Origin of the sequence: Campylobacter hyointestinalis subsp. lawsonii, from assembly GCF_013372165.1 — a bacterium.
GTDB lineage: Bacteria > Campylobacterota > Campylobacteria > Campylobacterales > Campylobacteraceae > Campylobacter > Campylobacter lawsonii.
Genome location: NZ_CP053828.1, coordinates 665,257 through 690,416, shown reverse-complemented (window position 1 = coordinate 690,416; position 25,160 = coordinate 665,257). Strand labels below are relative to the sequence as shown.

The window sequence follows — 25,160 nt, the reverse complement described above, 5'->3', positions numbered from 1 at the left end:
TAGATAGAATTGCCAAATGTTATTATATCGGGGGTTTTGATGAGTTTTAGTGTTTATATAGCGATCGCACTATACTTTGGTGTTTTGCTTATCATAGGTCGTATATCTTATAATAAGCGTTCAAGTTTAAATGAATATCTACTAGATAATAGAAGCTTAGGCCCTGTGATGACTGCGCTAAGTGCCGGAGCTAGCGATATGAGCGGTTGGATGCTTTTAGGATTACCAGGGGCTTTGTATCTAAGTGGTATAGCAAATATGTGGATAGCTATCGGGCTTAGCATTGGAGCATGGGCAAACTATAAATACCTTGCAAAACGCATAAGAATTTATACCGAAGTAGCGAGTGATAGCATAACTATACCAGATTTCTTGGAAAATAGATTTAAAGATAGAACGAAAGTTTTGCGTATAATATCTGGCGTATTTATACTCATATTTTTCACGCTTTATGTAAGTAGCGGGATAATTGCAGGTGGTAAAACTTTTGAGAGCTTTTTCGGACTAAATTTTAGCTTAGGAGCGATTTTTACACTTTTTATAGTCGTGTTTTATACATTTTTTGGCGGATTTAAAGCGGTCTGTTTAACAGATGCGTTTCAAGGCACTCTTATGTTTTTAGTGCTTGTTTTGATACCAGTAGTTGCTTTTTTAAATTTAAATATACCTGATGGAGAAAATTTCTTTAGCGAATTAAATAAATATAGTACCGCCGCTAATCAAGATCATTTAAATTTATTTGCCGGACAGACTTTTCTTGGTATATTAGGGCTGCTTGCTTGGGGGCTTGGGTATTTTGGACAACCTCATATAATAGTCAGATTTATGGCTATAAGAAATTCTAAAGAGCTAGATAAAGCTAGATTTATCGGTATGTCGTGGATGGTTTTAGGACTTATCGGAGCTATGGCTAGCGGACTTATAGGCTTTGTGTATTTCAATCAAATAGGAATGCCTTTAAAAGATCCTGAAACTGTGTTTTTAAAGCTAGGAGAAGTATTGTTTCATCCATTTATAGTTGGCGTGATCATATCTGCTGTTTTGGCAGCTATCATGAGCACTATATCTAGTCAGCTTTTAGTAAGTGCTAGTTCTATTACAAAGGATTTTATATTTGCCTTTTATAAAAAAGAAGTTAGCCAAACGACTCAAGTTTTAGTCGGTCGTTTCGCCGTTGTCATAGTGGCGATAACTGCTACTTTTATAGCGTTTAATTCTACTGATACTGTTCTTGGAGTAGTGGGAAATGCGTGGGCTGGATTTGGAGCTAGTTTTGGTCCGGTACTTTTGTTTAGTTTATACTCTCGTCATATGAGCGCACTTTCTGCGCTTTGCGGTATGGTGGTTGGTGGCGTAACTGTATTATTGTGGATAATTTTTGGTCTTAGCGATGTAGTTTATGAGCTTCTTCCTGGATTTATATTTGCTTGTACGACTATAGCTATTGTAAATAAATATAACAATATGATAAAAAAAATGTCACGTGAGCCAAATTTATCTGTGATAGATGAAGAATTCGATAAAATGAAGCAAAGAAGCGAAAATAAGCTTTAACGAAAAGAAGCTGGAGTTAAGTATTTATTAAGTAAAAAAGATATATAATTCCAACTTAAATTCCAGTGGGTTTATAGCTCAGTTGGTTAGAGCATCCGGCTCATAACCGGATGGTCCCAGGTTCGAGTCCTGGTAAACCCACCATTATATCTTTTCTTTGATTACAGCTACTTCCATTTAATTACTTTTACTTCCTTTTAATTCCGATTTTTAGGGCTAAAACTCATCGTTTACTTCTTTTTAATTCTTTTTACTATACAATTGCTTCCAAATCATTAAGGTTATTTATAAGGTAATTCATATCTTATAAAGGTAATTTTATTTTTTAGAGGGTAAAAATGCCAAAAATATCAACAGCAAATTTATACGATAAAGACATTAGGGGTTTATTGCCAACCAATAAAATATACAAAAAAGCAGTAGGCAATCCAAAAGAGCTATACATAAAAGTCTATCCAAGTGGCTTGAAGATATTTGTTATACAATACAAAAACATAAATCATTTTAAATTAAAAGAATTTAGAGATGGCATTTACAGCGTTGCAGAGGCTAGAAGAGATGCTATGGAGCTTATCAAGAAATTTGAAAATGGTTTTGTAAGGTCAAAAGATAAGTATCAACTGACCGCGCTCTTTGAAAAATATATCGACAAAAAAGAGAAGATAGATCAGCTGGATAAGACATATTTGGATAAAGTCAAATCTAGAATGAAAACCTATATACTGCCTAAATTTGGAAATATCGATATAAAGGATATTAAATTTAATGATCTAAAAAATATATTAATGCCGCTTTTTAATCCACACAATCCAAAAAAGTCAAGACTGGAAACGATACACCGAATAATCAATACGTTAAATTCACTCTACGAAAATGCCATTAAGGATAGATATATAGACTACAATCCTTGCAAGGCTTTACACGATGAATTCCCAACGTCTAATAACTTTAGCCTTAGAAACGGCATAGATACAAGATATCCAGCAATTACCAGTGAAACTGATTTAAAAGAGTTTTTGACAGATCTAAGAGATGATAGTAGAATGGATCTACAAACCAAAAGAGCTCTAATGCTTCAAATTTTATGCGTAAATCGACCATCAAACACGGCAAATATGAAGTGGGAGCACATAAATTTAAAAACAGAAATTTGGAGCATACCACCGCTTGAGATGAAAATGCGGCACGCCCACCAAATTGCCCTCAGCAAACAAGCCTTATCAATACTACTGGAACAAAGACAATATACGCCGATACAAAGCGATTTTGTATTTCCTGCTGTTACAAAGACAGGGCATATAAGCAGAGATAGTATAAGCAAGGCTATAAGAAATTTAGGATCAAAAGACAAATATCACTCAAGGGCTTGCGCTCACGGATTTAGAGCCACATTTAAGACGATTTGTTCCTTGCATTTTACAGAGCTTGCAAGACTAGGTATAAGCGAAAAGACAATAGAAAACGCACTAGCCCACACAGAACCAAACGCCGTAAAATACGCCTACGAAAGACGAACGGCTACACTAGAGCAAAACAGAATATTAATGCAATGGTATGCAGATTATCTAAATTCTATTGTCAAATTTATATAAAACTAATTTTTATTTTTAAGTTTTTAAAAAATATTCAATAAAGCTTAATAAAATTCTCTTGGGTTTTTTAATGGTTTTTTTTACTATTTTTTAGCTATTGTAAAAAAGTAAAATAGCCAAAATACGGCTTTTACATAACTCTATTTCTCGGTTTTTTAAATTTCTAGGTGCGTGTATAGAAATACTTAAAACGCTTCAAAGCACGATAATATCGGTATTAAAACATAGTAAAAAGTTGAAATTCATATTTTCATTTAAGCTAAAAAATCTATTTAAGAATTATTTTTGCTTAAAAAATGCCTAAATTTGCCCAAAATCTCTTAAGGTTAAAAAATTTTCTTTCGGTTTTTTTAATGGTTTTTTAATTACAATGTTACCTATTTTAAGCACTTGTAAGTACTTTAAGCAAAAATAAAAAATGCAAATTCTAATCAATATATTTCAAAGAGCCCATTCTATCGGCTTTTTTTAATAGATTGTTTGGGTTTTTTACTGCTTAAAAAACCCAAAGTGCAATAAAAAGCTTTTGAAAGTTATAAAAATACAATCTAATTTTGACAAAATAAGCCAAAACGGTTACTATATGGTATTTGACGGCGATAGGTTAGTAACGGCATATTAAAGATTATGATAAAAAGCGTGCATATAAATATTTATTTGCCACGGTTTGCGTTAGAAACGGCTTGATTATGGGCTTTTTTGATGTATCTATGAGCGATGATGATATAAAAATATCTAAAAATGATAAGATAATGAGCGAAATTTGTGAATTTTTCGTGCTTAAAAACGATAAAGAAATAACCAAATTTCAAGGCTCATTTATAGACGCGCTAGAGTATATCAAAGCAAATTTCATTTGACTTCGCAGGTCAGCAGAGCCGACCTTTGCGATAAACTTTAGAAAAGTTTAATCAAACTAAAGCCCCACTTCGTGGGGTACCACATTAGCGATTTAAATAGTGTTTAAAGCCCTTTAATGGGCTTTTCATACTTTTTAATAATGTTTAAAAGCTCATCTAAGGTTTTGCTTTTTTCGTAGTTTTCTAACCAGCTATCAACCCACTTTGGCGTTTCTCCCTTTGTATTCCAGTTCACAACGCCGTTATAAACAGCTCCAACCATATTTGCAAACTCTTTTTTTGTTAAATTTAACTCGTTTAATTTTGTTTCAAATGTTTGTATATCCATCTTTATCCTTTATTTTTCATTATTATATATAAAAATTCATAAAAATATACTTATTTTTTAAAAAAAATACAATAAAAATGTATCTTTTAAATCTAAACGAAGGGAGGTCAAGATGAAAACTTTAGATGTTTTAATCAAATTTGTCAGAATATTATAGCAGACGCATAGATACTAAGAATAGGATCGTTTATCAAATAGCAAACGAGACTATCTATTTTTCCAGTGCGGCTCACACTACAAAGACAAGTAATTTTCATATTTTTATATTATTTTATTTAAAAATATGTTATAATTCGTTGTCAATTTTATAAAGGAGATACCAAAATATGACAAACATTTTTTCTTCCCTAATGGTTGGGGGGGGGGAGCGTAACGCTCGTTTAGAAAAACCCAACTCTTCTAAGACAAACTCTCGTTTAAAGCAAATTTCTGCTTTTATCACACTCTCACTTATTCCTAATGTTGTATTTGCTGCTGGTGGCACCGGTTTAACTAAGGTTGATAATTTTTTCTCAACTGTTGGTGGATGGCTCGCTGGTGGTGGTGCACTTGTTTTAACCATTGCACTCTCGGTTGCTGGCTATAAAATTATGTGGGGTGGTCAAACAGTAAGAGAAGTATCGCCTATTCTATTGGGTGGCATTTTAATTGGTGGCGGACCAATGATCGCTGGCATATTAATGTAGGACAATCTGCCATGCTAGTCTCCGAACCTATATACAAAGCTTTAACGCGTCCGCCTATGGTATTTGGCGTGCCTATGGTGCCTTTTATGATGATGGTATTTGGCTGGGCTTTATTTGCAATTTTTGCAAAATTGCTATTTGGTGATGTATATTTGCTTTTAGCTGTTATGATCATTCCTTCTATATTTGTTTTTCAAATGTTAGTCAAAAAAGATGATATGGCTTTTAGGCTTTGGGGACTGCAGCTACGATTTTTTCGCTCTCCTGCTATAAATAAATTTTACAATGGTCGTAAAAGTTATATGGCAAATTCAACCTACTCTAAACAATCTTTGCGTAACAAATATCCAAAACTTAGTGTTGTAGGACTTAGCGAGTTTGCAAATTTGGAAAATTTAATTCCTTATCAAACATTAATAGACAATATAGTAATCACAAAAGAAGGCGATTATTTGGCTAGTTGGCGTGTTGATGGCATTGCATTTGAAGTTGAGGATGATGAACTGATTGACATGAATAAAAATAAGCTCAATATGCTCGTGCGTCAGTTTGCAGGAGAAAATGTAAGCTTTTATTTTCATAACGCAAGGATCAATACACAGGTTAATCAAAAAGGGTATTTTTCAAATGAGTTTTTAAAGAATTTTGCAAAAAAATATTATGAAATTTTTAGTGCGGATAATCTAAAAGAAAATAGACTTTATCTTACGGCAATCTACTCACCATTAAGCAGAGCCGAAAAGATGAGCTTTAAAAACCAAAATATAGAAGCCAAAAAACGACAGATCAGAACTCATTTGAAAAGTTTTAATCAAAAATGCAACGTGATAGAGCAAAATTTGAGCCATTTTAAGCCCTATAGACTTGGTGTTTATGATATCGAAGGCGTTAAATTTAGCTCGCAACTTGAACTTTACAACTACCTAATAGGCGGTAAATTTACCAAAGTGCGCGTTCCAAATGCACCGCTTGACTTCTACCTTAACGGTAATTTAAACGAAATTTTTCCATCACAGCACACTATGCAATTAAACTACAACGACGGCACAAGAAAATTTGTAAAAGCCATTGAGTTAAAAGACTATCCAAATGTAAGTTTTAGCGGTATTTTCGATAGTTTGATGTATGCAAATGTTGAATACACAATAACGCAAAGCTTTACTCCACTCTCTAAAAAAGAGGCAAGAGATGAGCTAACCAAGCAACAAAAAAGACTTATGGCGGCAGAGGATGATGCAATTAGTCAAATTTCAGAGCTAAGTTCCGCGCTAGATGAGCTACAAAGCGATATCATATTTGGCGAGTATCACTTTTCTATCGTAATCTATGCCGATAAACAAAACGAATGCGAACGCATAGCAAATCAAATAGCAGTTGTATTGCAGGATTTGGGATTTTTGGCTACTCAAGCAAACATTGCCCTTGAAGCTACATATTTTGCTCAACTTCCAGCAAATTTTATGCTTCGTCCTAGGCTTCATACAATCTCTAGTAAAAACTACGCTAGTTTTATGGCACTGCACAATTTCCCACGCGGAAAGCAACAAGGTAATCCGTGGGGAGATGCAATAGCGATCTTGCAAACACCAAACGGACAACCATTTTTCTTTAATATTCATAAGACAAATTTTCAAAAAGATGAATTTGGTAAAAATGATGTTTTGGCAAACACTTTCGTTCTTGGTCAAAGTGGCGGTGGAAAAACAGTGCTAATGAACTTTACGCTTAATATGCTGTGTAAATATAATGAGCTTGAAACATTTGCAGATAGCACACCAAAAGACAAGCGCAAAGCAACCTATTTTTATTTAGACAAAGACAAAGGTGCGCTTGGCAACATTATGACAATAGGTGGCAAGTATGTGATGATAACTAGCGGTCAGCCGACTGGCTTTAATCCGTTTTGTTGCGAGGCAACACCTGAAAATATCCGCCGATTAAAGGTTTTAATGAAAATGCTAGTAACCAAAGGCGGACAAACCCATCTAATGCTAACAACAAGAGACGAGGAGCAATTAAATTTAGCTGTAGATAGCGTTATGAGACTTGAAAAGAGTGATAGAACTCACGGTGTAAGTAGAGTTTGGCAATTATTGCAAGAGGGAGAAAATGAGACAAGCTCACTTAAATCTAGACTTATGGCGTGGACAATCGGTAATGAGTTTGGCTGGGTATTTGATAATGAAACTGACACATTAGATTTTAGTGATGAAAACATTCTTGTTTATGGCATAGATGGCACAGACTTACTTAGCGACGATGAAATTTCGCCATACGTTGCTTATTATATCTTGTGGCGTATTATTGATATGGTTGATGGTCGTAGATTTGGTTTATTCATTGATGAGGCGTGGGACTGGCTCAAAAATCCAGTCGTAAGCAAAGAGGTTTTCAACAAAGAAAAGACCATTAGAAAAGAAAACGGCTTTTTATTTTTAGGCACTCAGAGCGTGGAAGATATAGCAAAATCAGATATAGGCACAGCGATAATGGAGCAAAGTGAAACTATTTTACTACTCAGTAATCCAAAAGCCAAAGAAGATGATTATTGTAGAGTCCTGAATATGAGTGAAGCCGAATATCAATTTGTAAAAACAACAATACCTGAAAAATATGAATTTTTAATCAAAAAGGGAGTTGATTACAGGGCGATTGCAAAAATCAATCTTAGTCACTTGGGAAATATGGTAAGAGTGCTTTCTACTTCAAAAGACTATGTAGATGAGCTAACAAAGATCAATGCTATGAATATTGGCTATGATGAAAAATATCAGCTCGTAAAAGAGCTATACAGATTTTAAGGATAAAAAATGCAAAACAATCTTATTTATAAAACAAAAAAGACCTTAGTTGTGGCTGCTTCAGTGGCACTATTGTCATCAAATTTGGTTGCATCTGGCATTCCAGTTGTAGATGGTGCAGCACTAGCACAAAATCAAAAGACTTTTATGATGGAATGGACACAAACACTTAAAGACTGGGCAGAAAAAGTAAAGGTATGGGGCGAAGAAGCAACGCACAGAGTTAGTGAAGTAAAAAAATGGGCTGATGAAAGGGTGCAGTGGGCAAACGATCTTTATACTAAAACCGGTATAAGAGATATAGTAAATTTCACGAAAGAGATGAACGAGCTTTATAATGAAGCCTACAATACTGGCCATACAATTTATACACAAGCAACAGGTTTTAGTCTTGATAATTTTGATGAAAGAGCGTGGGATCTATTTGTAAAATTTGGCGGAAAAGATCAATGCTCATCGATCAATGATGTTTCTCATCGAAATATTTGCAAAAAGAATACCACAAGTGCATTTAAAGAGCTTCAAGTTGTAGATAGGCAATTTGATCGCCTAAAAAGAGAAATTGATGACCTAGATAAATTAGGAAAAGAGATATCTAGAAACAAAGGCAAACAAGAAGATTTAAAAGGTTCATTAGATACTGCAAATCAAATCGCACTTTTAAGAGCAAGACAGGAAAATAACTGGAGAGCATACCAAAGAGATATGGATCAATTAGAAAATGAGAAAAAACGTCTGCAAGAGGCAGAATTTCAAGCCAAAAAAGAAAGACAATTTAAGGCTTTTGAGATATTGCAATAGGTTTTTATTATGTATGCTGTAAAAACAGAAGTTGGCAAAGGTTTATATTCACTAATTATGGATATATCTAGCAATGTTGATAACTTTTTCTCAAAAAATTATTCAACAGGAGTGAATACACTTCAATCCGTAATTGATGCAACAGGCAATATTTTAGCCATATATTTAACCGTGTGGATAATGATAGAAGGTTATAAAATTTTATGGGGCAATGGTAAGCAAAGTTTTCAAAATTTTGCATTTGATGCAACTATAAAATTTATTTTTATAGTTCTTTCTATGAATGCTGGAAACTGGATAAATCTAGTATTTGAAGCTTTTAATGGAGCAAAAGATTTTATAGATACCTCTTTATCATATGATAGTAAAGGTGTATATGAAAAAGTTGCTATTTGGGCTGGACTTATGGGCGATTATTATCAAGTAGTATGGGATAAATCAGGCACTCTTGAAATTGCATATATGATTTTTATCATAATTGTTGCATTTATAGGCTTTTTAATTGGTGCAACCCCTATTTTAAGAGCATTATTTGTAAATACATTATCGTTTTTACTACTTATGATTTTATCTCCACTTGCATTTTACTTTTTAATCTTCAAAACCACTAAAAATTCATTCTCACAATGGTTTCAAATGGTCTTATCAAACATTATAACTCTACTTTGTTTGTCATTATTTTTAAATATCTTATTTAACTATATTTTCATAAAAATTAATAAATTAGGCAATTTTCATGATGAAGCATTCCTTGTAGCACTTTTAATGATATTCTATGGAATTTTGGCAAATGTAATATGCGGTATGGCTGTTGGAATTGCTGAAAAGCTTACAAATATCAGCCTTGATGGATTGGCTGGTTCAGGCGTTGGTCGTGCTATGGGTCTTACTGGTGCGATCGGTGGTGCTGCAATAGGCGGTGCAATGCTTGGTGCAAGAGCCGCACAGGTAATGGGAGCAGGTAAGGCAGCTGGTTTTATCGGCTCACGCTTAATGGGATCTGCCGCATCTGCTGCCAAAGAAATTGGTAGCTCAAAATTAGGTCAGTCTGTGGGGCAAAAACTAAACGAAGGTTTAAATACGCTCAAAGGCTCCTCTACAGGCAAGGCTGTTGGGGCTAGGCTAGATCAAGCTAAAAATATAGGTGCAAAAATAAATAACTTCACAAAAGGACAAGGTTGGTAATATGATAAATTTAAATAATATTTTAAATATTAAAAAACAATTTAAAACAATATTAAATTATGCCAAAATATTTTTTTCTTTATTGGTCGGCGTTAGCCTTATGAGTGGCTGTGCCACTCATAGTTCTGCTAAATTTGAAAATAATGGCAATCAAAAATGGGAGGACTACTTCGATAGCAAGGAATTTAAACCAATAAATGAGAATAAAGAAAATTTAGGTTTAAAACAAAATTTAAAAAAGGTAATGTAGATGAAAAAAGTAGATAAACAAATAGAAAATTTTGTTAAAAATAATCCTGATGAAGTGGCAATTAGCTACGAGGCAAGTATTCGCTATATAGCCGAGCAAGCAAATAAAAGAGCTTATTTCATCTCAGGAGTGGCACTACTTGTAGCTATTATTAGTGTTATAGCAGTTTGCCTACTAACACCATTAAAATCAGTTGAACCTTATGTAATAAGGGTTGATAATACGACTGGTATGGTAGATATTATAACCAGCGTAAATGAAGCCGCATTCTCGCAAAATGAAGCACTAGATAAATACTTTGCGACAATGTATGTAAAAGCTAGAGAGGGTTACTATTATGATATTTTGCAAAATGATTATGAATTAGTGCAAATTTTAAGCTATCCAGATGTTGCCAATATTTATTTAAAAACCTATGAAGGCGAAAAAGCAAGGGATCAGGTCTTAAAAAATGACTTTGAAGTCGAGATTGATATTGTATCGGTTACTCTTGGCAATAGTGCAGGATCGCCGATCGCAACCATAAGATTTAACGAAATCACTAGAAAAAAAGGCGAAAAAATAGCCATATCAAACAAGGCTAAAATCGTAACTCTTTCATATGATTATCAGCCAAATACTCTCACAACAGAAAAAGAGCGAATAAAAAATCCACTTGGCTTTAAAGTTAGCACATATAGAATTGATGATGAAATAAGGAGATAAACAATGAACTCAAATATAGATTTTATAAAACTAATTGACACAATGGCTCAAATTTTGGCTCAAAAAAATAATGATATTGCAGAACTTGTGCAAGAAATTGAAGCATTAGAAAGCAAACTTGCAAAGTATGAAAGTAAGGAGCTTTTTGAGATGGTTGGCACTTCAAGCATAGGCGATCATACTTTTAATGTGTATGAAAAATTTGTGCCTGAGTTTGTAACCGATGAAGATATAGCTATAGCTAACCTTATTGCTCCAAAATTTGACATATCGGAGTAATGAAAATGGATTATAAAACAGCTTACGCACACGATTTGCTTACACAAGCGGAGCAATGTTTTACAGACAAAGAGCTATCTTATAGTTTTTTAAAATTTATTGCTAAAAATTCAAAAAATAGGCAAGAAGCAGAGCTAAAACTAAAAAAGCTAAGGGCTAGAATTTGTTATTTAGAAGATATGGCTAAAAACTCATATAATGAGATTTTGGATATGCAATATACCGCAGAACAAGAGGAAAATGAACACATCAAAGAGCAAAGACAGGTTTTTAGAAACGATGAAATTTATGATTTTTTTATGGATGACAAGAACGATGAATTCATAAAATATCTAAAAGAGATGGCTCCGCTTGAACGGATCAATATTGCCATTAGGCAATTTGAGGCGTTAAGAATACAAAGCGATAAGCTAATTAAAGATTTAAAAAAGAATTACCAAAAAATGGCAATTACAACACCTGCCAATCTATCAAAAACTAGTGTGCAAATTAAATCAAGTAGCACTTTGCAACTAGATCGTGGATTTTATCTAAACAATACTGGGAGATTTTAAATGATAAAAAATAATAAAAAATTATTTAATATCGCAATAATTTTATTATTAGCAATGGCAAATTTGCACGCAATAAATATCCCAAAGTTGTCCAAATTTGACAAGCGTATAACTTATGCAACATATAATGCCGATGACGTTGTGCTAGTTAAATGCAAAGAAGGTTTTGTAAGTATTATCGAATTTGACAAAGATGAGCGGATAGTAAATATTGCCACTGGTTTTAGCGATGGCTGGGAGGTTATGGATAAGGATAATTACCTATTTATCAAACCCAAAAGCTACACCATAAAATCCGAAGAACAAAATATGACTGATGAAAACGGCGAACAGGTAGAATTCTATGGTAGCTCTGTCATCCAGCCAAATCCTACTGATTGGAAAACAAACTTGATTATCACAACAAATAAGGACAAGGTTTATACTTTTGATTTGGAGCTTGGAGAGGCTAGCAAGATTAACTATAAGCTAACATTTAACTATATAACACCAAAAGAAAAGATAGAAAAGGAAAAGGCTGATAAAGAACTTGCACAAAAGATAGCGAAAGAAAAAGCTGAGTATCAAAAAGAGATCGAGCGAAACACAATACCAAGAAACTGGAATTTTGTAATGCACGTCAATAAAAATAGCGATACTATTGTGCCTGATTATGCTTATGATGATGGCGTTTTTACGTATCTTGGCTTTAGTTCTACTAAAACTATACCTAGTGTATTTTTATACGATGAGATCAATAAAGAAAGTATTCTTAATAGCCACGTTAAAAAAGACGGCAAATATGATGTGGTCGTAATTCACAAAACTGCTGAGAAGATTTTACTCAGAAGTGGCGATAAATTAGTTGGTATTATCAATAAGGGTTATGGTCAAAATCCGCTTGATAAGACTTATAGCACAAATAAAGACAATATTCAAAGAGAGATTATAAGCAATGAATGAAAATAAAATTAGCGAAAATGCAAACAATCATTCAAATGATCAAGAGCCTCAAGTAGAACGTATTGCCTACGAGCAACCAGAGATAGAAAACGAACCCAATAGAAAAATGATGGTTACCGCCATTATGGGCTTATGTTTGGTAGTTTTAGTTATGGTCGGTCTTAGCTTTTTAAACAAAAATAAAGAAGTTGGCGAAACCGTTAAATCACAAGTGCAACAAATCGGAACCGATGTAAAAAGTAAAAATTTCGAATTATCGCAAGAACAAAAGACGGAGCAAAGAAATTTTAATGAGTTTTCAGGCGTGCCAGCTACACAACAACAAGCAAACGCCCAAGAAGCACAAAAAGCAGATCCGCTTTCTTCAAATCCAGCAATGCCGCATAAGCCAACATTTACACCAAAGGTTTTTAAAACTAGCGGAAGCCTAGCAATAGCTACAAGTAGCTCACAAAAAAATGAAATATATACCCCTGATCAAAATATTTCTTGGGAGGAACAAGCAAGAAAATTTGAAGAAGAAAAAGAATATGAAGGAGATACATATACGCCAAAAGTAGCAACAAAGGATAAATTTAATCCTAGCTTACTTCTGCAAAAAGGCACATACATAGGATGTTCTTTAAATACAAGGCTAGTTTCACAAATCAAAGGCGGAATATCTTGCACAACTAGTGAAAATATTTACAGCAAAGATGGCGTAACTCTTCTAATAGAAAAGGGAAGTAAAATTTTTGGTAGTTTTAGAAGCGGCGAAATGAATGATGGCATAAATAGAATTTTTGTCGTGTGGAGCGAAATCAGAACACCAAACAATATCAATATTCCGGTGCAGAGCGGCGCAAGCGATGAATTGGGCGGAAGTGGTATGCAAGGATATGTTGATCATCAGTGGATGAAACGATTTGGGGCTAGTATTTTGCTTTCTATGATCGATGATGTGTTTAACTATGCCGCGAACGGCAAACGAGATAATAGCTACGATTATAGCGAAAACACAAGAGATGCAACCCAGCAAATGGCAAACACTGCACTTGAAGAATTTATAAAAATCAAACCAGTGCTTTATAGAAATCAAGGCGATATCGTTGGAGTATATGTTAATCGCGATATTGATTTTAGCAAAGTTTATAAATTGAAAGTAGGCAAAAGAAAATGAGCAATATAGGGCTAGATAAATCAACAATGCTTGATGGCTATGTTAGGCAGTATTTTGGAAAATACTTAGCCGATGACAATATAAACGAGATAGCTTATAATGGTGGAAATTTAATTTGGGTAGAGGACACAAATGGTAACTGGACTAGCTTTGAGAGTGAGCTAAATTTTAAAACGGCTCAAGCATTTGCAAACGCAAGTGCTGCGTTTAAGAATGACAAACTAGATAGGCAAAAACCTATTCTATCTTGCATTCTTTCAACTGGTGAAAGGGTGCAGATTGTAGTGCCGAATGCCACAAAAGAAGACCATATATCAATTACCATTAGAAAGCCAAGCAAAGTCCGCTATACAATCGACGACTATATTAAAAATGGTTCGCTAGATCAAAAAATGGCAAATGAGCTAAAGGCAGCTATTGAAAGCGGCAAAAATATTATCATTTGTGGCGAGACTGGTAGCGGTAAAACTACTTTTATGAAAACACTTATTGATTTTATACCACTAGATGAGAGAATAATTACAATCGAGGATGTTGAAGAGATTAAATTTTGGGATCATAAAAACTTCGTGCAGTTATTTTATCCAAGCGAAGCCAAAAGCGATAGCCCAGTAAATGCAACAACTCTTTTAAAAAGCTGCCTAAGAATGAAACCAAGCAGAATTTTATTGGCAGAGGTCAGAGGTGGAGAGACTTACGATTTTCTAAACGTTATTTCAAGCGGACACAACGGCTCAATGACAAGCTGCCACGCTGGCAGTGTAAAGTCCGCCATTGATCGTCTTGTTATGATGAGTATGCAAAATGCTCAAGCACAAGTTTTAGGCAAGGATATGCTACTTGATATTGTATCAAATACAATTGATTACATTATTGTTTTTAAACGTCATAATAAAAAACGCCAAATTATGGAGTATTTGGCAAACGGCGAATACTTCGTAAGAAATATCGAAAACGATACTTTTAGAAAAGAGAGCCTAAGGAACAAGTAATGAAAAGGTCTCAGGTTGTTTTTTTGGTTATTATCGCCCTAGTTCTTGGCTACTTTTTAGCCAGCGTTCTATTTTTTGGGCTAAATCATAGCTTTAAAAAACTTCCTAAATTATGGTATGCAGGACTTACCTTTGATATGTTGATAAATGGGTGGTCTAAAGCATATTTATCATACTTTCTAGCAAATTTTATTAGTTTTACACTAGCTTTTTTGTTGCCGCTATTACCAAAAAAGCAAAGTTTGCACGGCGATGCACGATTTGCAAATGCTAATGATGTTAAAAAAATGGATCTATATGGCGATGGCATAATCATCGGTAAATTTCAAAATCGTCTTTTAAGATTTGGTGGTCAGCAATTTGTATCGCTTGGATCTCCAACTCGTAGTGGCAAAGGCGTTGGCATTGTTATACCAAATTTACTTGACTGGAAAGAAAGTGCAGTAGTGCAAGATATAAAGCAAGAATGCTTTGACTTTACAAGTGGGTATAGAGAGAAAATTTTGGGGCAGAAAGTATATTTGTTTGATCCTTTCAATAAACGCACCCATAGGTATAACCCACTGGCTTACATAGATATGAATAGTGATAATGCAGATGGACAGCTTACTGATTTTGCAAATATTTTATATCCAATGACTGGAGATAGCACAACCCAGTTTTTTAATCAATTGGCACAGAACCTATTTATAGGAATTTGCTATATTGTCCACGATCTATTAAATTCGCAAGGCGGCATTATACTTCTAAAAAAGCTAAACGCAGAGATAGATTTTACGCTTTATGGCATTTTGCAAATGAGTGAAGGTTTTAAAGGCGAAGTTGATTTAGGGGATGGTAAAAAAATCGTTTTTAAAGCATTTGATGATACATATAATGTTTTATCTGAACTTGGACTAATTGGCAAAAAAGCTCAAATGCGTTGCCAAAGCTATTTTAAGATTGATAGCGATAATACAAAAAGTGGCGTAATGTCAAGCTTTAATGCTCCGCTAATGATGTTTAGAAATGACAATATGAGACTAGCAACCTCTGCAAATGACTTTGATTTTAGAGATTTACGTAAAGAAAAAATGACTATCTACATAGGCATTACACCTGATCAATTGGCAAATGCAAAACTAATCTTAAATATATTTTGGCAGCAATTAATATTAGTTAATACAAAAGAACTGCCACAAGCAAATCCTGATCTAAAATATAAAGTGCTTTTAGTAATGGATGAATTTACTGCACCAGGCTATCTTAGCATTTATCTAAAATCAATCAGTTTTATTGCTGGGTATTGGCTAAGAAGTCTAATGATCTATCAATCAGGCTCACAACTTGAAGCAAATCAGCCTGATGGATATGGCAGAGAAGGGGCTAAAACACTGCTAACAAATCACGCTTGTCAAATTTTTTATACCCCAAGGGAACAAGAAGACGCTGAAAAGATTAGTAAAATTTTAGGCACAAAAACCATTAAAAATAGAAGCAGAAATTTAGGGCAAGGTGGTGGAGGAAGCGAAAGTGATACAAGCAGAGCCTTAATGTTAGCCCAAGAGCTTAGAGAAATGCCATTTGAAAACGAGCTAATAACAATTGATAATGGCAAACCAATAATGGCAAAAAAGGCATTTTATTACTCAGATAGCTATTTTATGAATAAATTTAAAGAAGTAAGTCCTAGCCTAAGAGCAATTGATGGTAAGGAATACGAAAAAGAGCAATACGAAGAAATCATTGATAAAAAGACTAAAAAGAGCCAAAAGCGTATCAAAATCAAACAAAACGGCAAAATTCCAAGTCGCAACCAACTTGAAAAAGCCATTCAGAATGGAGAAACAAATATAAAAGTACCACTACAAAATATGGCAAATATTAAATCATATTTTAAAGAGCTTTACAATGATGAAGGCGAGAGATTTGAAAAATTGCCTGAAATAGTCCGAGAGATCGATGAAAATCAAGAAGAATATGAAAAGAAATTAAGACTTCAAAGAGATAAAGATGAAACTACGAGGCAAGAAATAAAAAAACTTCAAGAACAATATGAAGCAGAACAATCTAGCAAAGCAAATCAAAGTGTTAAAAGCATAGATACCGATCCGACAGAAGAAGAGACAATTAACGAAAGCGATAGCGATGAAGAGCAGATGTTACAAAATGCAAGTTGTCCTAACTTTGATGAATTAGCAGACGAAAATCAAGATTATAGCGAGTAGAGAATGAAAGATGTAAATTTTTACGAAAAATATATAACACCAGCAGAGCTTGAGGAGATGTTTGGCATAAGTCAAAGCACACAATATAAATTAAGAATGCAGAAAAACTATACCGATGAAAATAGGCAAAAACACATACCTATACCATTTGTAAAGATTGGCAATCGTATTTTATACAATATTGACAGCATAAAGAAATGGTTAAAAAATATAGAACAAAAATGAATTTTAAAGGAGTGAAAATGATTAAATTTACATATCTAGCAAGCGTGGCAACAGCATTCATGCTTGTTGGTTGCACAAGCGTGCCAAAACCCATAGAGCTTGATGGCAATAGTCAGATCACTATCAATCAAGATCTAATCAAGCAAGAAAAACGCAATATTCCGCTTGATCCGTTCCTAAAACAAAACAATTGGACTTACAATTTAATGTTTGAGAAAATCGGCGATGAATATATTCCAAACGATATGGTTGTAAAAACATTTTATGTGGCTCATAATGCCGATAGGATTATTATAGTTGGCAATCAGGAGATAGCGCAAGATTATAAAAACTATTTAACTAGCAATGGTTGTAAAAATATAGCCATCCACCCAGTAGATAGCATTGGATTATCTAAAAAGCGTGTAAATATCTTATTTTTTGGAATGAAAGGAAAAAATGATGAGAGTTTTATCAAAAATTTTACTAACTTGTTTAGTTTCTAGTAGTGTTGTGTATGGTACAGATGAGCTTACCGGAGACACAAAACTAGCGTGCGAAGCGATCCTGTGTTTATCAAGCAGTGAACGACCAGGCGAGTGTGCTCCAAGTCTAGCAAAATACTTTTCAATTACGGCAAAGAAAGCACACGAAACTATTAGAAAAAGAAAGAATTTTCTAAAACTTTGTCCCACAGATGAAACGGCAAAAGTAGATCAGAACTACGCAAGTCTGATTGATACACTATCGGAAGTTGGCGGCGGTTGCGATGCTAATACACTAAATAAAAATTTGGAAAAGCGTCGCGTAAGAATTGGAGAAAGCAGAATACGCCAAACCCAAATCAGAGTTAATCCAAATATGCCTGAATACTGCGTAAGATTAGCACGCCATAATTACACAAACATAAAGAGTATAAAATATACTTGTGATACTAAATTTTACGATATGGCTAGCTGGAATAGGGGTTATGAATTAATTTCCATAAATCAAGCCATATACAATACGCTACCAAGCGATAAAAAAGAAGTTCAGACAAATCCTGAATACACAAAATGCGGAGATCCTGATCGAAATAGTTATTGGCAAGAGCTTTGTCGCCAAAATACACCACAATACTTTTTCTTTGAGAAAAAGTATTTTAGTAAAGTTTGCTGGGTAGATTAATATGGAAAATAATGAAAATTTGCACGATGACAACAAAACAACAAATGAGAATGCGCCAGTAAAAACACTAGAGAGCAAAGATGAGATCATTGCTAGGCTTGAGAGCGAAGCTGCACGTGCAAAAGATGAACTTGAGAATGTAGAACAAGGCAAAAAAGAACTACAAGATAAGCTTGAAAGGCTTATTTATGAGCGTAATATGACGGCTCAAATTCTAAGAGATGAAGTAGCCGAGCTAAGCTCAAAATTTGAAAAGGCTGGTTTAAAAATAAGCGAAAAGGGCGTTATATCAGTCCTTGATTATTCAAACTATCAGAAACGAGTAACTATTGCCTTTAATATGTTCGATAGTGATTTAAATATGTTGCTAAAAACCATCAATCGCATTGGAGAAGAAAATAATGCAGATTATAGCAATCATACAAAAAGAGTGGAGAATTTGCTTGATGAAAGCGTGAAATTAAGGCAACTTTTTGACTACTTAAACGAATTCATCTTAAATCCGCCCAGTAAAGAATTTATGGCTCTTATGAACAATACTCTTGGCATTAGAAAAATAGCACAAGACTACAAGGAATTTCAAAATCTTGCAGATATTACAAAAATTAAAGCAAGTATGCAAGAACAGGAAAATATCTTTAATGAAATGGTATCAAAATTTGACAGCTTTGCCATAAATCAAAATAAATTCTTTGAAGACGAGATAAACAAAATAGAAAATTTCAAGGGTAAAATCAATGCTAGGTTAAATGATACCGGCGATGAATATAAAAGATTTAGTGAGAATATGATTTCAAATTTAAACGATCAGCTAAAAGTATTTGAGATAAATCTAGCAGAATATAAAGAGATTAGAGAAAAAGAAGTAAAACTACTTAGTAAATTAAAGAAAGGAGGATACGCTCTAACAGGATTACTATTTTTATTGTGCTTGGCACTTGGTGGAGTTGTAGGCTATGCTATTTCTTTGGTTAAATAGCATTTAAAATTTTAAATAAAAAGGATACAAAATGGCAGATTTTGACAGAACAGAAAATGGTGGCGATAAAAGACTAGCAACTGTTTTCATAAGCAAAACTGAGCTACAAGAGCAAAATAAAACACTCATAGGTTTTGGTATGGAACGCCCTTACGAAAAAGATGGCAAACAAGTTGAACTTGGTGCAGTAAAAGCGTTTTACGCCATTGAAAACGCTAGAAATTTCTTAAATGGTGTAGAATGTCGCAATCATCCAGTAAAAATAGAGTGTGGTTTAGAAAACGAAAAGCACACTTTTTACACAGCCTCTACTTGGATACACAATGGCGTTAATGACAAAACAGGACAAGCCTATAGTTTGCATAAAATGGCAATAACAATTCGTCCAGAGATCAAAAATGAAGCAGGAGAGATCACTCAGCAGCAAGAGCGAATTTTTGCTACAAAAAATAGGAATGGCATAAAAGGCTATTCATTTGATAGCACAAATGACAAAGCCCTTGAAAAAGAGTTTTTAAACAATATTTCAAAAGGCTTTAATCTTGGTCTTGCAGCTGAGAAAAATGAGACTTTGGCTAAAAATCCAAAGCTAATGGAAATCATAAATAAAATTCCTGATCGATCAGCGGTAACAATAAACTATGATTTTGTCAAGCAACAAGGCATTGTTGTAATGCCCGAAACGATGAAGTCGGTTTCAAAATCAATCAATAAAGGTGCCGAAATTCTCAATGGCGAGCTAAATCAAGAGCAAAAAAGTCAAGGCTTTGACAGATAATCTTGCATTAACTTTTTTGCCAAATTTGGGGCTAAAATGGTGGTTTTAGCCCTATTAAAATTATAATAAAAAATAATTTTAAAATGTATTAAAAAATAAAATATAATTTAAAACTATTTTTAAATTTAGTAAAGGATTAAAAAAATGGGTAGATTATTTATAGCCGAAAAGCCTGAACTCGCACGTGCAATCGCAAAAGGTTTAAATGGCAATGAGACTAAAAGCAATGGCTTTATTAAAAAAGGTGATGACACTATAACTTGGGCTTTTGGACATATTTTAGAGCTTTATAAACCTGATGACTATGCAGAAAAATATAAAAAATGGGATTTAGCAGATCTTCCATTTGAGATAGAAAAATTCAAATATAAGCCGATCGAAAAAAGCAAAGAGCAACTTAATATAATTTTAAATTTGCTGAAAAATAAAGGCATAAATGAAGTCGTCCACTGCGGCGATGCAGATGATGAGGGGCAAATTTTAGTTGATGAAATTTTACAATACGCAAACAATAAATTGCCAGTCAAAAGACTTCTTATAAACGATCTTAGCGAAGCCGGAATAAAAAAAGAGTTAAACAATATTAGATCAAACGATGATTTTTATGGCTTGTCCCAACGTGGATTTGCTAGAAGTTTGGCCGACTGGATAGTTGGACTTAATCTTACTCGCGCCTACACGGTTACAGCAAGAAAAAAAGGTTATCAAGATGGTGTTTTAAATCTCGGCAGAGTGCAAACACCTATTCTTTCCTTAGTGGTCAATAGAGATCAAGAAAATGAGAATTTTAAAAGTTTGGAATATTTTGCAATTAGTGGCGAATTTAAAAGTTTTGATGGAATAGAATTTCGTGCAAATTTAAAGGTTGATGATAAAATTACCGATAGAGAAATAGCTCAAAATATTGCAAAAGAGTGTGAAGATAAAACAGCTAGAATTACAACAAAAAAGACTGAAAACAAAAAAGAGCTGCCACCGCTTCCCTATAATTTACTAAAACTACAAGCCGAGTGTGCCAAAGAACTTGGTTTAAAACCTGACAAAGTCTTGTCTATTACTCAAAATTTACGAGAAAAATTTCATCTTATAACATATAATAGAAGCGACTGCGAATACCTGCCCGAAACTATGTATGATGAAAGCCCAACCATTATAAACTCATTAAAAGAAATTTTTGCTAACACAGAGAATATTGAGTTAAAAGGTATTTTAGACAACGTCAATCTTGGTATAAAAAGCGCAGCCTTTAACTCGGCAAATATTTCAGCTCATCACGGCATTGTTCCAACTGGTGCAAAAGCAAATTTAGATGAGCTAAGCAAAGATGAACTAAATATTTTTACAATGATTGCAAAAAGGTTTGCACTACAATTTTTTAAAGCAAGAGAGTATGAAGCAACCAGTATTGTAGTTGAAATTTGCGAGTATAAATTTACTGCTTCACAAAATATTACCGCTGATTTAGGCTTTGCATTTTATCTAAAACCGCAAAAAGATGAAAAAAATGATGAAAACGATGAAGTAGAAAATACTTCAAGGCTAGCCGATTTGTTAGAAGGATCAACAGCAGATTGTATCAAAATCAAACTCGATGCAAAAAAGACCAAACCAAAACCATTTTATACTATGGCAACACTTCTTACAGATCTTACAGGCGTAGCAAAATATGCAAAAAATCCAAACATTAAGAAGCTACTGCTTGAAAAAGATCAGGGTAAAAAAGGCGAAAATGGTGGCATAGGAACACCTGCCACTAGATCAAATCATATTAAAAGTCTAATAGATAATGATTTTATCAGTGTTAGCGATGATAAGAAGCAAGTCATTCACGCAACACAAAAAGGCAAAGACCTAATTGCTGTTGCACCTGAAATTCTAACTAGCGTTGATATGACTGCTTTATGGTTTGAAAAACAAAAAATGATCGAAAGTCGTGATCTTAGCTTAGACGATTTTTTAGCAGAGATCAACAAGCAAATAAAAGACGAGATAGAAAAAGTCAAAGATAGCGATATGGGTAATTTTGGAGCAAGACCACAAGATGCAATAACCTGCCCTATGTGCAACAAAGGCTATTTAATTCGCCGTGAAAGTCAAAATAAAAAAGGTGTATTTTGGTGGGGTTGTAGTGAATGGTGCAATGACTGCAAGGCATTTTTTTACGACAATAATGGCAAACCGCAACTTGAGGCAAAACCAAAACAAGAGATACCTAATGATGCTCAAATTTGTCCAAAATGCAAGAGCGGAAAGCTTCTGCCAAAAACGAGTCAAAAAGGGTTTAATTATTTTGCTTGTAACGGAAAACTTAAAAATGGCAACTGGTGCAATGCCAAATTTAAGACAAATGATAGCGGAGAACTTGAAGAGATGATTTTTGATAAAAAGTGAGAAGTAGCAAATGTCAACAAGTAAAGAAAAAGATATTACAGAACAAACACTAAAAGATGAAGAAAATTCAGAAGATATGATAAAAAATATAACTACTCGCATTAATATGATTATTAATCCAAATGAAGCAAATGGAAAATATGAGATAAATAAATTTAGCAAAATATTAAATGTTGGAAAAGAGTTTAAAGGCGATGAAAATATAGCACTTTTTCAAACTTTAAAAATGATGGATAAGGCATTAATGGATGAAAATGACAAGAAATTTAAAGCTGAGTATGAAAAAATAGGATTAGAATTTACCGATATTAATGGCACTAAAATGCAAATTAATGCAACACTTGGCAAAGGTCATTTTCAAAAAGATTTAGATTATCTCATAAAAATTGGTTGTAATGATTGCAGTATAGATTGTGCTAGTAAAAGTGCAAATAACCTTTTTATAAAATCAACAGAGCTAAAAGAGCCAAATTTAAATCAAGATAAAGAACAAATCAAAGAAAAAGATAAAAAAGTATTAGATTTTAAAAATCCAGCAACGCTTGACAATTTTGAAAAATGCTTAAAAGGTGGCATGGAAGCAACTATTGCACTGGCTGAAAGCATAGGAGATGAAAGCATTACTGCCTTTACTCAAAATTTAAGCCGTGTTGCTGGTGTTTCAGGGCTTGGCAAACATATAAGCAATACAATAACCCAGCAAAATAACAAAAATCAAAGCAAAGAAGTTATGAATAGACTAAGTCTTGCTTATGAAGAAAAGGTTAAAAGCGGAGCTATTAAGCTTCCAAAAGAAAAAGTTATCGAACACTCAAACCAAAAAACACTAGGTGCTAGTAGATGAAAATTTTAAAACAATTTAAAATAATAAATAATTATAAAAAATTATTTATTATTATGTTATTTTCGTGTTCTACTCTAAGTGCTGTAAATTTACCAAATATAAACGAAACTAAATTTAATTGGCTTTTTTATAAGTTTGGTAAAGAGTTTAATATACCACCCATTCTTCTTTGGGCAATAGCAAAAACAGAAAGTAATTTTGTTATAAAGGCAAAAAATATTAATAAAAATGGTTCAAGCGACTATGGATTAATGCAAATTAATTCTATACACGAGCCAACTTTAAAGGCAAAAAATTTAAGCCTTGATGACCTTTATCGTCCAGACATTAATATACAAATGGGGGCTATGATTTTAAGAAATTGCTTAAATAAGCACGGATGGGATTATAAAGCATTAAATTGTTATAACGGGAAAATTAATAACAATCCATATTCACACAAAGTTTTTGCAAATTTAAATAAATTTAAAAAAGCAAAAGGAGTAATAAAATGAACTTGCATAAGGATGAAACAAGAGCTTTTTTAGAATATCTTGGATTTAATGTTGATAAACATTACAAATTTAAAATGCGAAATGATGAAAAAACAGCGAGTGCAAGTATAGATCCAAAAAATGGATATATAAAAGACTTTGGCAGCGGTTTTAGGGGCGATGTAATTGCATTTTACAAAGAAATAAAAGCTTGTGATGATAAAACAGCTTTTTTAGAAACCAAAAAGATACTTGATGATTTGAAAATTTACAATGAAATAAATGCAAACCATAATCAGGAAACAACGATAAATAACATAAAAATTCAAACATTAGAACAAAGTATAATAAGAATAATAAATAATAAGAATTTAACAACAGATGAGATATTTGAAGTTCTTTGTAAGGAAAGAAAAATCAAAGCTTATTCAAGCAGAGCCGATGATTTTTATGATAATGTTTGTGATACTATGTCTAATATGCTTGAAAAAGGCATTTTAAGTCGTAACGAACAATCAGATAGTTTTAGTATAAAATTTGAAAAAGAGCCAAAAATAGAGTATCTAGATGACAACATTATACAAAAATACGAAAACGAACGCCGTGAAAATTTTACTCGCTATCAAGAGCTGTTAGCAAAACTTTTACCAACTTGTGATAATGCAAAACGTAAAGAGTTAGCTCAAAATTTTCAAATAGGCTATTCTAAAAGTGAAGATAGGCTAATTATGCCTTTGCGTGATGAAAATGGTGGAATAATAACGCTTTGGAAATATAATCCTAATTTAAATATTAAATATACATTTAGCAAAGATCGACCACGCACAGCTTTTAATATTCTAAACTTAAAAGAATATACAAAAGATGATCGCCCTATTTTCATAGCAGAAGGCGAAAAGGACTGCCTTAATATGCTATCTCGTGGCTATAAAGCAATAAGCCTTGGCAGTGCAAGTGCTAAATTTAAATTAGAGCAAACTCAAATTCTAAAAGATTGTTATGTGGTTATTGCGTATGATTATGATGAGGCTGGTAGAAATGGAGCAAAAGCCTTAAAAGAGCAATTAAAAAATGTTTGCAATGTAGTTGAAGTCATAGACTGGGAAAAAATTTTAAAACAAAACAAATTAGAAAAAGAGCTTAAACAAGGCTTTGACTTCACGGATTTTTTAGAAGTTAGCACAAAACAAAGAGAAATAAAAAAAGGATTTGATAGATGAAAAAAAATAAGAATATAGATAAAGACAAGCTAAAGAAAAGACAAATTGTAATTTATCTTGAAGAAGATGAGTTGGAATACTTAGATTATATTTATAATAAAAAATTTTTTCCAACTCGTGCTGCATACATTAGAATGCTTATAAACGAAGATAAAGAGATGAATGGTTATTAAAAATTATTTAATATTATATTAAATAATTTAATATTT

General features: G+C 33.3%; 26 protein-coding genes, 1 tRNA gene and 1 pseudogene. 27 read left to right on the top strand and 1 reads right to left on the bottom strand.

All coding sequences use genetic code 11. The annotated features are described in order from the left end of the window. Positions 1-39: 39 nt before the first annotated feature. From putP to CHLWT_RS03505, 4 genes are all read left to right on the top strand, one after another. A complete protein-coding gene (gene putP, locus CHLWT_RS03520; RefSeq protein WP_151062158.1) occupies positions 40-1,554 on the top strand; it encodes a sodium/proline symporter PutP in 1,515 nt (504 codons plus the stop codon). Positions 1,555-1,621: 67 nt separating this feature from the next. Next, positions 1,622-1,698, top strand: a tRNA-Ile gene (locus CHLWT_RS03515). A gap of 194 nt (positions 1,699-1,892) precedes the next feature. Then, on the top strand, positions 1,893-3,146 hold the full coding sequence (locus tag CHLWT_RS03510; protein WP_112000456.1) for a tyrosine-type recombinase/integrase: 1,254 nt from the start codon (positions 1,893-1,895) through the stop codon (positions 3,144-3,146). Positions 3,147-3,835: 689 nt separating this feature from the next. Then, positions 3,836-4,006, top strand: coding sequence for a hypothetical protein (locus CHLWT_RS03505; RefSeq protein WP_010402516.1), 171 nt, complete (start codon positions 3,836-3,838; stop codon positions 4,004-4,006). 103 nt (positions 4,007-4,109) lie between these two features. Here the strand turns inward: CHLWT_RS03505 and CHLWT_RS03500 are convergent, their stop codons facing one another. Beyond that, on the bottom strand, positions 4,110-4,334 hold the full coding sequence (locus CHLWT_RS03500; RefSeq protein WP_112000455.1) for a hypothetical protein: 225 nt from the start codon (positions 4,332-4,334) through the stop codon (positions 4,110-4,112). 140 nt (positions 4,335-4,474) lie between these two features. Between CHLWT_RS03500 and CHLWT_RS09425 the strand changes: the two genes are divergently transcribed. From CHLWT_RS09425 to CHLWT_RS03385, 23 genes and pseudogenes are all read left to right on the top strand, one after another. After that, positions 4,475-4,645, top strand: coding sequence for a type II toxin-antitoxin system RelE/ParE family toxin (locus tag CHLWT_RS09425; protein WP_244948800.1), 171 nt, complete (start codon positions 4,475-4,477; stop codon positions 4,643-4,645). 15 nt (positions 4,646-4,660) lie between these two features. Continuing rightward, positions 4,661-5,020, top strand: a complete 360-nt coding sequence (locus tag CHLWT_RS03490) for a TrbC/VirB2 family protein (protein ID WP_244948799.1) — start codon at positions 4,661-4,663, stop codon at positions 5,018-5,020. Between the two features lie 11 nt (positions 5,021-5,031). After that, positions 5,032-7,821, top strand: a complete 2,790-nt coding sequence (locus CHLWT_RS03485) for a VirB4 family type IV secretion/conjugal transfer ATPase (RefSeq protein ID WP_112000454.1) — start codon at positions 5,032-5,034, stop codon at positions 7,819-7,821. A gap of 9 nt (positions 7,822-7,830) precedes the next feature. Beyond that, positions 7,831-8,622, top strand: coding sequence for a type IV secretion system protein (locus CHLWT_RS03480; RefSeq protein WP_059429720.1), 792 nt, complete (start codon positions 7,831-7,833; stop codon positions 8,620-8,622). 9 nt (positions 8,623-8,631) lie between these two features. After that, complete coding sequence (locus tag CHLWT_RS03475) at positions 8,632-9,807, top strand: TrbL/VirB6 family protein (protein ID WP_059429721.1); 1,176 nt, start codon at positions 8,632-8,634, stop codon at positions 9,805-9,807. 1 nt (position 9,808) lies between these two features. Continuing rightward, positions 9,809-10,057 (top strand): hypothetical protein, encoded by a 249-nt coding sequence (locus tag CHLWT_RS03470; protein ID WP_059429722.1) that lies wholly within the window; start codon positions 9,809-9,811, stop codon positions 10,055-10,057. Further along, positions 10,058-10,762 carry a VirB8 family type IV secretion system protein gene (locus CHLWT_RS03465; protein ID WP_059429723.1) on the top strand — a complete coding sequence of 235 codons (705 nt, stop codon included), beginning with the start codon at positions 10,058-10,060 and terminating at the stop codon, positions 10,760-10,762. Positions 10,763-10,765: 3 nt separating this feature from the next. Then, positions 10,766-11,041: a hypothetical protein gene (locus CHLWT_RS03460; protein ID WP_059429724.1), complete on the top strand. Its 276-nt coding sequence runs from the start codon at positions 10,766-10,768 to the stop codon at positions 11,039-11,041. Positions 11,042-11,046: 5 nt separating this feature from the next. Next, positions 11,047-11,595: a hypothetical protein gene (locus CHLWT_RS03455; protein ID WP_059429725.1), complete on the top strand. Its 549-nt coding sequence runs from the start codon at positions 11,047-11,049 to the stop codon at positions 11,593-11,595. Beyond that, positions 11,596-12,537 (top strand): P-type conjugative transfer protein VirB9, encoded by a 942-nt coding sequence (gene virB9 / locus CHLWT_RS03450; protein WP_059429726.1) that lies wholly within the window; start codon positions 11,596-11,598, stop codon positions 12,535-12,537. It abuts the gene before it with no gap. Next, complete coding sequence (virB10, locus tag CHLWT_RS03445) at positions 12,530-13,696, top strand: type IV secretion system protein VirB10 (RefSeq protein WP_059429727.1); 1,167 nt, start codon at positions 12,530-12,532, stop codon at positions 13,694-13,696. The genes virB9 and virB10 overlap by 8 nt, the downstream gene beginning before the upstream one ends. Continuing rightward, on the top strand, positions 13,693-14,688 hold the full coding sequence (locus CHLWT_RS03440; RefSeq protein ID WP_112000453.1) for an ATPase, T2SS/T4P/T4SS family: 996 nt from the start codon (positions 13,693-13,695) through the stop codon (positions 14,686-14,688). Before virB10 ends, CHLWT_RS03440 begins: the two co-directional genes overlap by 4 nt. Next, positions 14,688-16,565 (top strand): annotated as a pseudogene (locus CHLWT_RS03435) (type IV secretory system conjugative DNA transfer family protein); the annotation flags it as partial. The gene CHLWT_RS03440 and the pseudogene CHLWT_RS03435, both read left to right, overlap by 1 nt. Positions 16,566-16,898: 333 nt before the next feature. Then, entirely contained in the window at positions 16,899-17,120 is a 222-nt protein-coding gene (locus tag CHLWT_RS03430; RefSeq protein ID WP_065843652.1) for a helix-turn-helix domain-containing protein, read from the top strand. A 17-nt stretch (positions 17,121-17,137) separates the two neighbouring features. Continuing rightward, the gene (locus CHLWT_RS03425; RefSeq protein ID WP_002849953.1) at positions 17,138-17,605 is read left to right on the top strand and encodes a cag pathogenicity island Cag12 family protein; all 468 of its coding nucleotides are present in this window, start codon (positions 17,138-17,140) and stop codon (positions 17,603-17,605) included. Continuing rightward, a complete protein-coding gene (locus tag CHLWT_RS03420; RefSeq protein ID WP_170253197.1) occupies positions 17,562-18,266 on the top strand; it encodes a TrbM/KikA/MpfK family conjugal transfer protein in 705 nt (234 codons plus the stop codon). The genes CHLWT_RS03425 and CHLWT_RS03420 overlap by 44 nt, the downstream gene beginning before the upstream one ends. A gap of 1 nt (position 18,267) precedes the next feature. After that, entirely contained in the window at positions 18,268-19,245 is a 978-nt protein-coding gene (locus CHLWT_RS03415) for a V-type ATP synthase subunit I domain-containing protein (protein WP_059429730.1), read from the top strand. 31 nt (positions 19,246-19,276) lie between these two features. Continuing rightward, positions 19,277-20,023, top strand: a complete 747-nt coding sequence (locus tag CHLWT_RS03410; protein WP_111975123.1) for a hypothetical protein — start codon at positions 19,277-19,279, stop codon at positions 20,021-20,023. 144 nt (positions 20,024-20,167) lie between these two features. Continuing rightward, positions 20,168-22,414 (top strand): DNA topoisomerase III, encoded by a 2,247-nt coding sequence (gene topB / locus CHLWT_RS03405; protein WP_112000450.1) that lies wholly within the window; start codon positions 20,168-20,170, stop codon positions 22,412-22,414. Between the two features lie 10 nt (positions 22,415-22,424). Further along, positions 22,425-23,258, top strand: coding sequence for a hypothetical protein (locus CHLWT_RS03400; protein ID WP_112000449.1), 834 nt, complete (start codon positions 22,425-22,427; stop codon positions 23,256-23,258). Then, on the top strand, positions 23,255-23,752 hold the full coding sequence (locus CHLWT_RS03395; protein ID WP_244948798.1) for a lytic transglycosylase domain-containing protein: 498 nt from the start codon (positions 23,255-23,257) through the stop codon (positions 23,750-23,752). Before CHLWT_RS03400 ends, CHLWT_RS03395 begins: the two co-directional genes overlap by 4 nt. Then, a complete protein-coding gene (locus CHLWT_RS03390) occupies positions 23,749-24,951 on the top strand; it encodes a toprim domain-containing protein (protein ID WP_112000448.1) in 1,203 nt (400 codons plus the stop codon). Before CHLWT_RS03395 ends, CHLWT_RS03390 begins: the two co-directional genes overlap by 4 nt. Then, positions 24,948-25,124: a hypothetical protein gene (locus tag CHLWT_RS03385; protein ID WP_158004948.1), complete on the top strand. Its 177-nt coding sequence runs from the start codon at positions 24,948-24,950 to the stop codon at positions 25,122-25,124. The genes CHLWT_RS03390 and CHLWT_RS03385 overlap by 4 nt, the downstream gene beginning before the upstream one ends. The last annotated feature ends 36 nt before the right edge of the window (positions 25,125-25,160 follow it).

What these genes read in the sequence shown, in the direction of transcription:
- putP (WP_151062158.1), top strand. Translation starts at nt 40, where the DNA reads ATGAGTTTTAGTGTTTATATAGCGATCGCACTATACTTTGGTGTTTTG.
- CHLWT_RS03510 (WP_112000456.1), top strand. Translation starts at nt 1,893, where the DNA reads ATGCCAAAAATATCAACAGCAAATTTATACGATAAAGACATTAGGGGT.
- CHLWT_RS03505 (WP_010402516.1), top strand. Translation starts at nt 3,836, where the DNA reads ATGGGCTTTTTTGATGTATCTATGAGCGATGATGATATAAAAATATCT.
- CHLWT_RS03500 (WP_112000455.1), bottom strand. Translation starts at nt 4,334, where the DNA reads ATGGATATACAAACATTTGAAACAAAATTAAACGAGTTAAATTTAACA.
- CHLWT_RS03490 (WP_244948799.1), top strand. Translation starts at nt 4,661, where the DNA reads ATGACAAACATTTTTTCTTCCCTAATGGTTGGGGGGGGGGAGCGTAAC.
- CHLWT_RS03485 (WP_112000454.1), top strand. Translation starts at nt 5,032, where the DNA reads ATGCTAGTCTCCGAACCTATATACAAAGCTTTAACGCGTCCGCCTATG.
- CHLWT_RS03480 (WP_059429720.1), top strand. Translation starts at nt 7,831, where the DNA reads ATGCAAAACAATCTTATTTATAAAACAAAAAAGACCTTAGTTGTGGCT.
- CHLWT_RS03475 (WP_059429721.1), top strand. Translation starts at nt 8,632, where the DNA reads ATGTATGCTGTAAAAACAGAAGTTGGCAAAGGTTTATATTCACTAATT.
- CHLWT_RS03470 (WP_059429722.1), top strand. Translation starts at nt 9,809, where the DNA reads ATGATAAATTTAAATAATATTTTAAATATTAAAAAACAATTTAAAACA.
- CHLWT_RS03465 (WP_059429723.1), top strand. Translation starts at nt 10,058, where the DNA reads ATGAAAAAAGTAGATAAACAAATAGAAAATTTTGTTAAAAATAATCCT.
- CHLWT_RS03460 (WP_059429724.1), top strand. Translation starts at nt 10,766, where the DNA reads ATGAACTCAAATATAGATTTTATAAAACTAATTGACACAATGGCTCAA.
- CHLWT_RS03455 (WP_059429725.1), top strand. Translation starts at nt 11,047, where the DNA reads ATGGATTATAAAACAGCTTACGCACACGATTTGCTTACACAAGCGGAG.
- virB9 (WP_059429726.1), top strand. Translation starts at nt 11,596, where the DNA reads ATGATAAAAAATAATAAAAAATTATTTAATATCGCAATAATTTTATTA.
- virB10 (WP_059429727.1), top strand. Translation starts at nt 12,530, where the DNA reads ATGAATGAAAATAAAATTAGCGAAAATGCAAACAATCATTCAAATGAT.
- CHLWT_RS03440 (WP_112000453.1), top strand. Translation starts at nt 13,693, where the DNA reads ATGAGCAATATAGGGCTAGATAAATCAACAATGCTTGATGGCTATGTT.
- CHLWT_RS03430 (WP_065843652.1), top strand. Translation starts at nt 16,899, where the DNA reads ATGAAAGATGTAAATTTTTACGAAAAATATATAACACCAGCAGAGCTT.
- CHLWT_RS03425 (WP_002849953.1), top strand. Translation starts at nt 17,138, where the DNA reads ATGATTAAATTTACATATCTAGCAAGCGTGGCAACAGCATTCATGCTT.
- CHLWT_RS03420 (WP_170253197.1), top strand. Translation starts at nt 17,562, where the DNA reads ATGAGAGTTTTATCAAAAATTTTACTAACTTGTTTAGTTTCTAGTAGT.
- CHLWT_RS03415 (WP_059429730.1), top strand. Translation starts at nt 18,268, where the DNA reads ATGGAAAATAATGAAAATTTGCACGATGACAACAAAACAACAAATGAG.
- CHLWT_RS03410 (WP_111975123.1), top strand. Translation starts at nt 19,277, where the DNA reads ATGGCAGATTTTGACAGAACAGAAAATGGTGGCGATAAAAGACTAGCA.
- topB (WP_112000450.1), top strand. Translation starts at nt 20,168, where the DNA reads ATGGGTAGATTATTTATAGCCGAAAAGCCTGAACTCGCACGTGCAATC.
- CHLWT_RS03400 (WP_112000449.1), top strand. Translation starts at nt 22,425, where the DNA reads ATGTCAACAAGTAAAGAAAAAGATATTACAGAACAAACACTAAAAGAT.
- CHLWT_RS03395 (WP_244948798.1), top strand. Translation starts at nt 23,255, where the DNA reads ATGAAAATTTTAAAACAATTTAAAATAATAAATAATTATAAAAAATTA.
- CHLWT_RS03390 (WP_112000448.1), top strand. Translation starts at nt 23,749, where the DNA reads ATGAACTTGCATAAGGATGAAACAAGAGCTTTTTTAGAATATCTTGGA.
- CHLWT_RS03385 (WP_158004948.1), top strand. Translation starts at nt 24,948, where the DNA reads ATGAAAAAAAATAAGAATATAGATAAAGACAAGCTAAAGAAAAGACAA.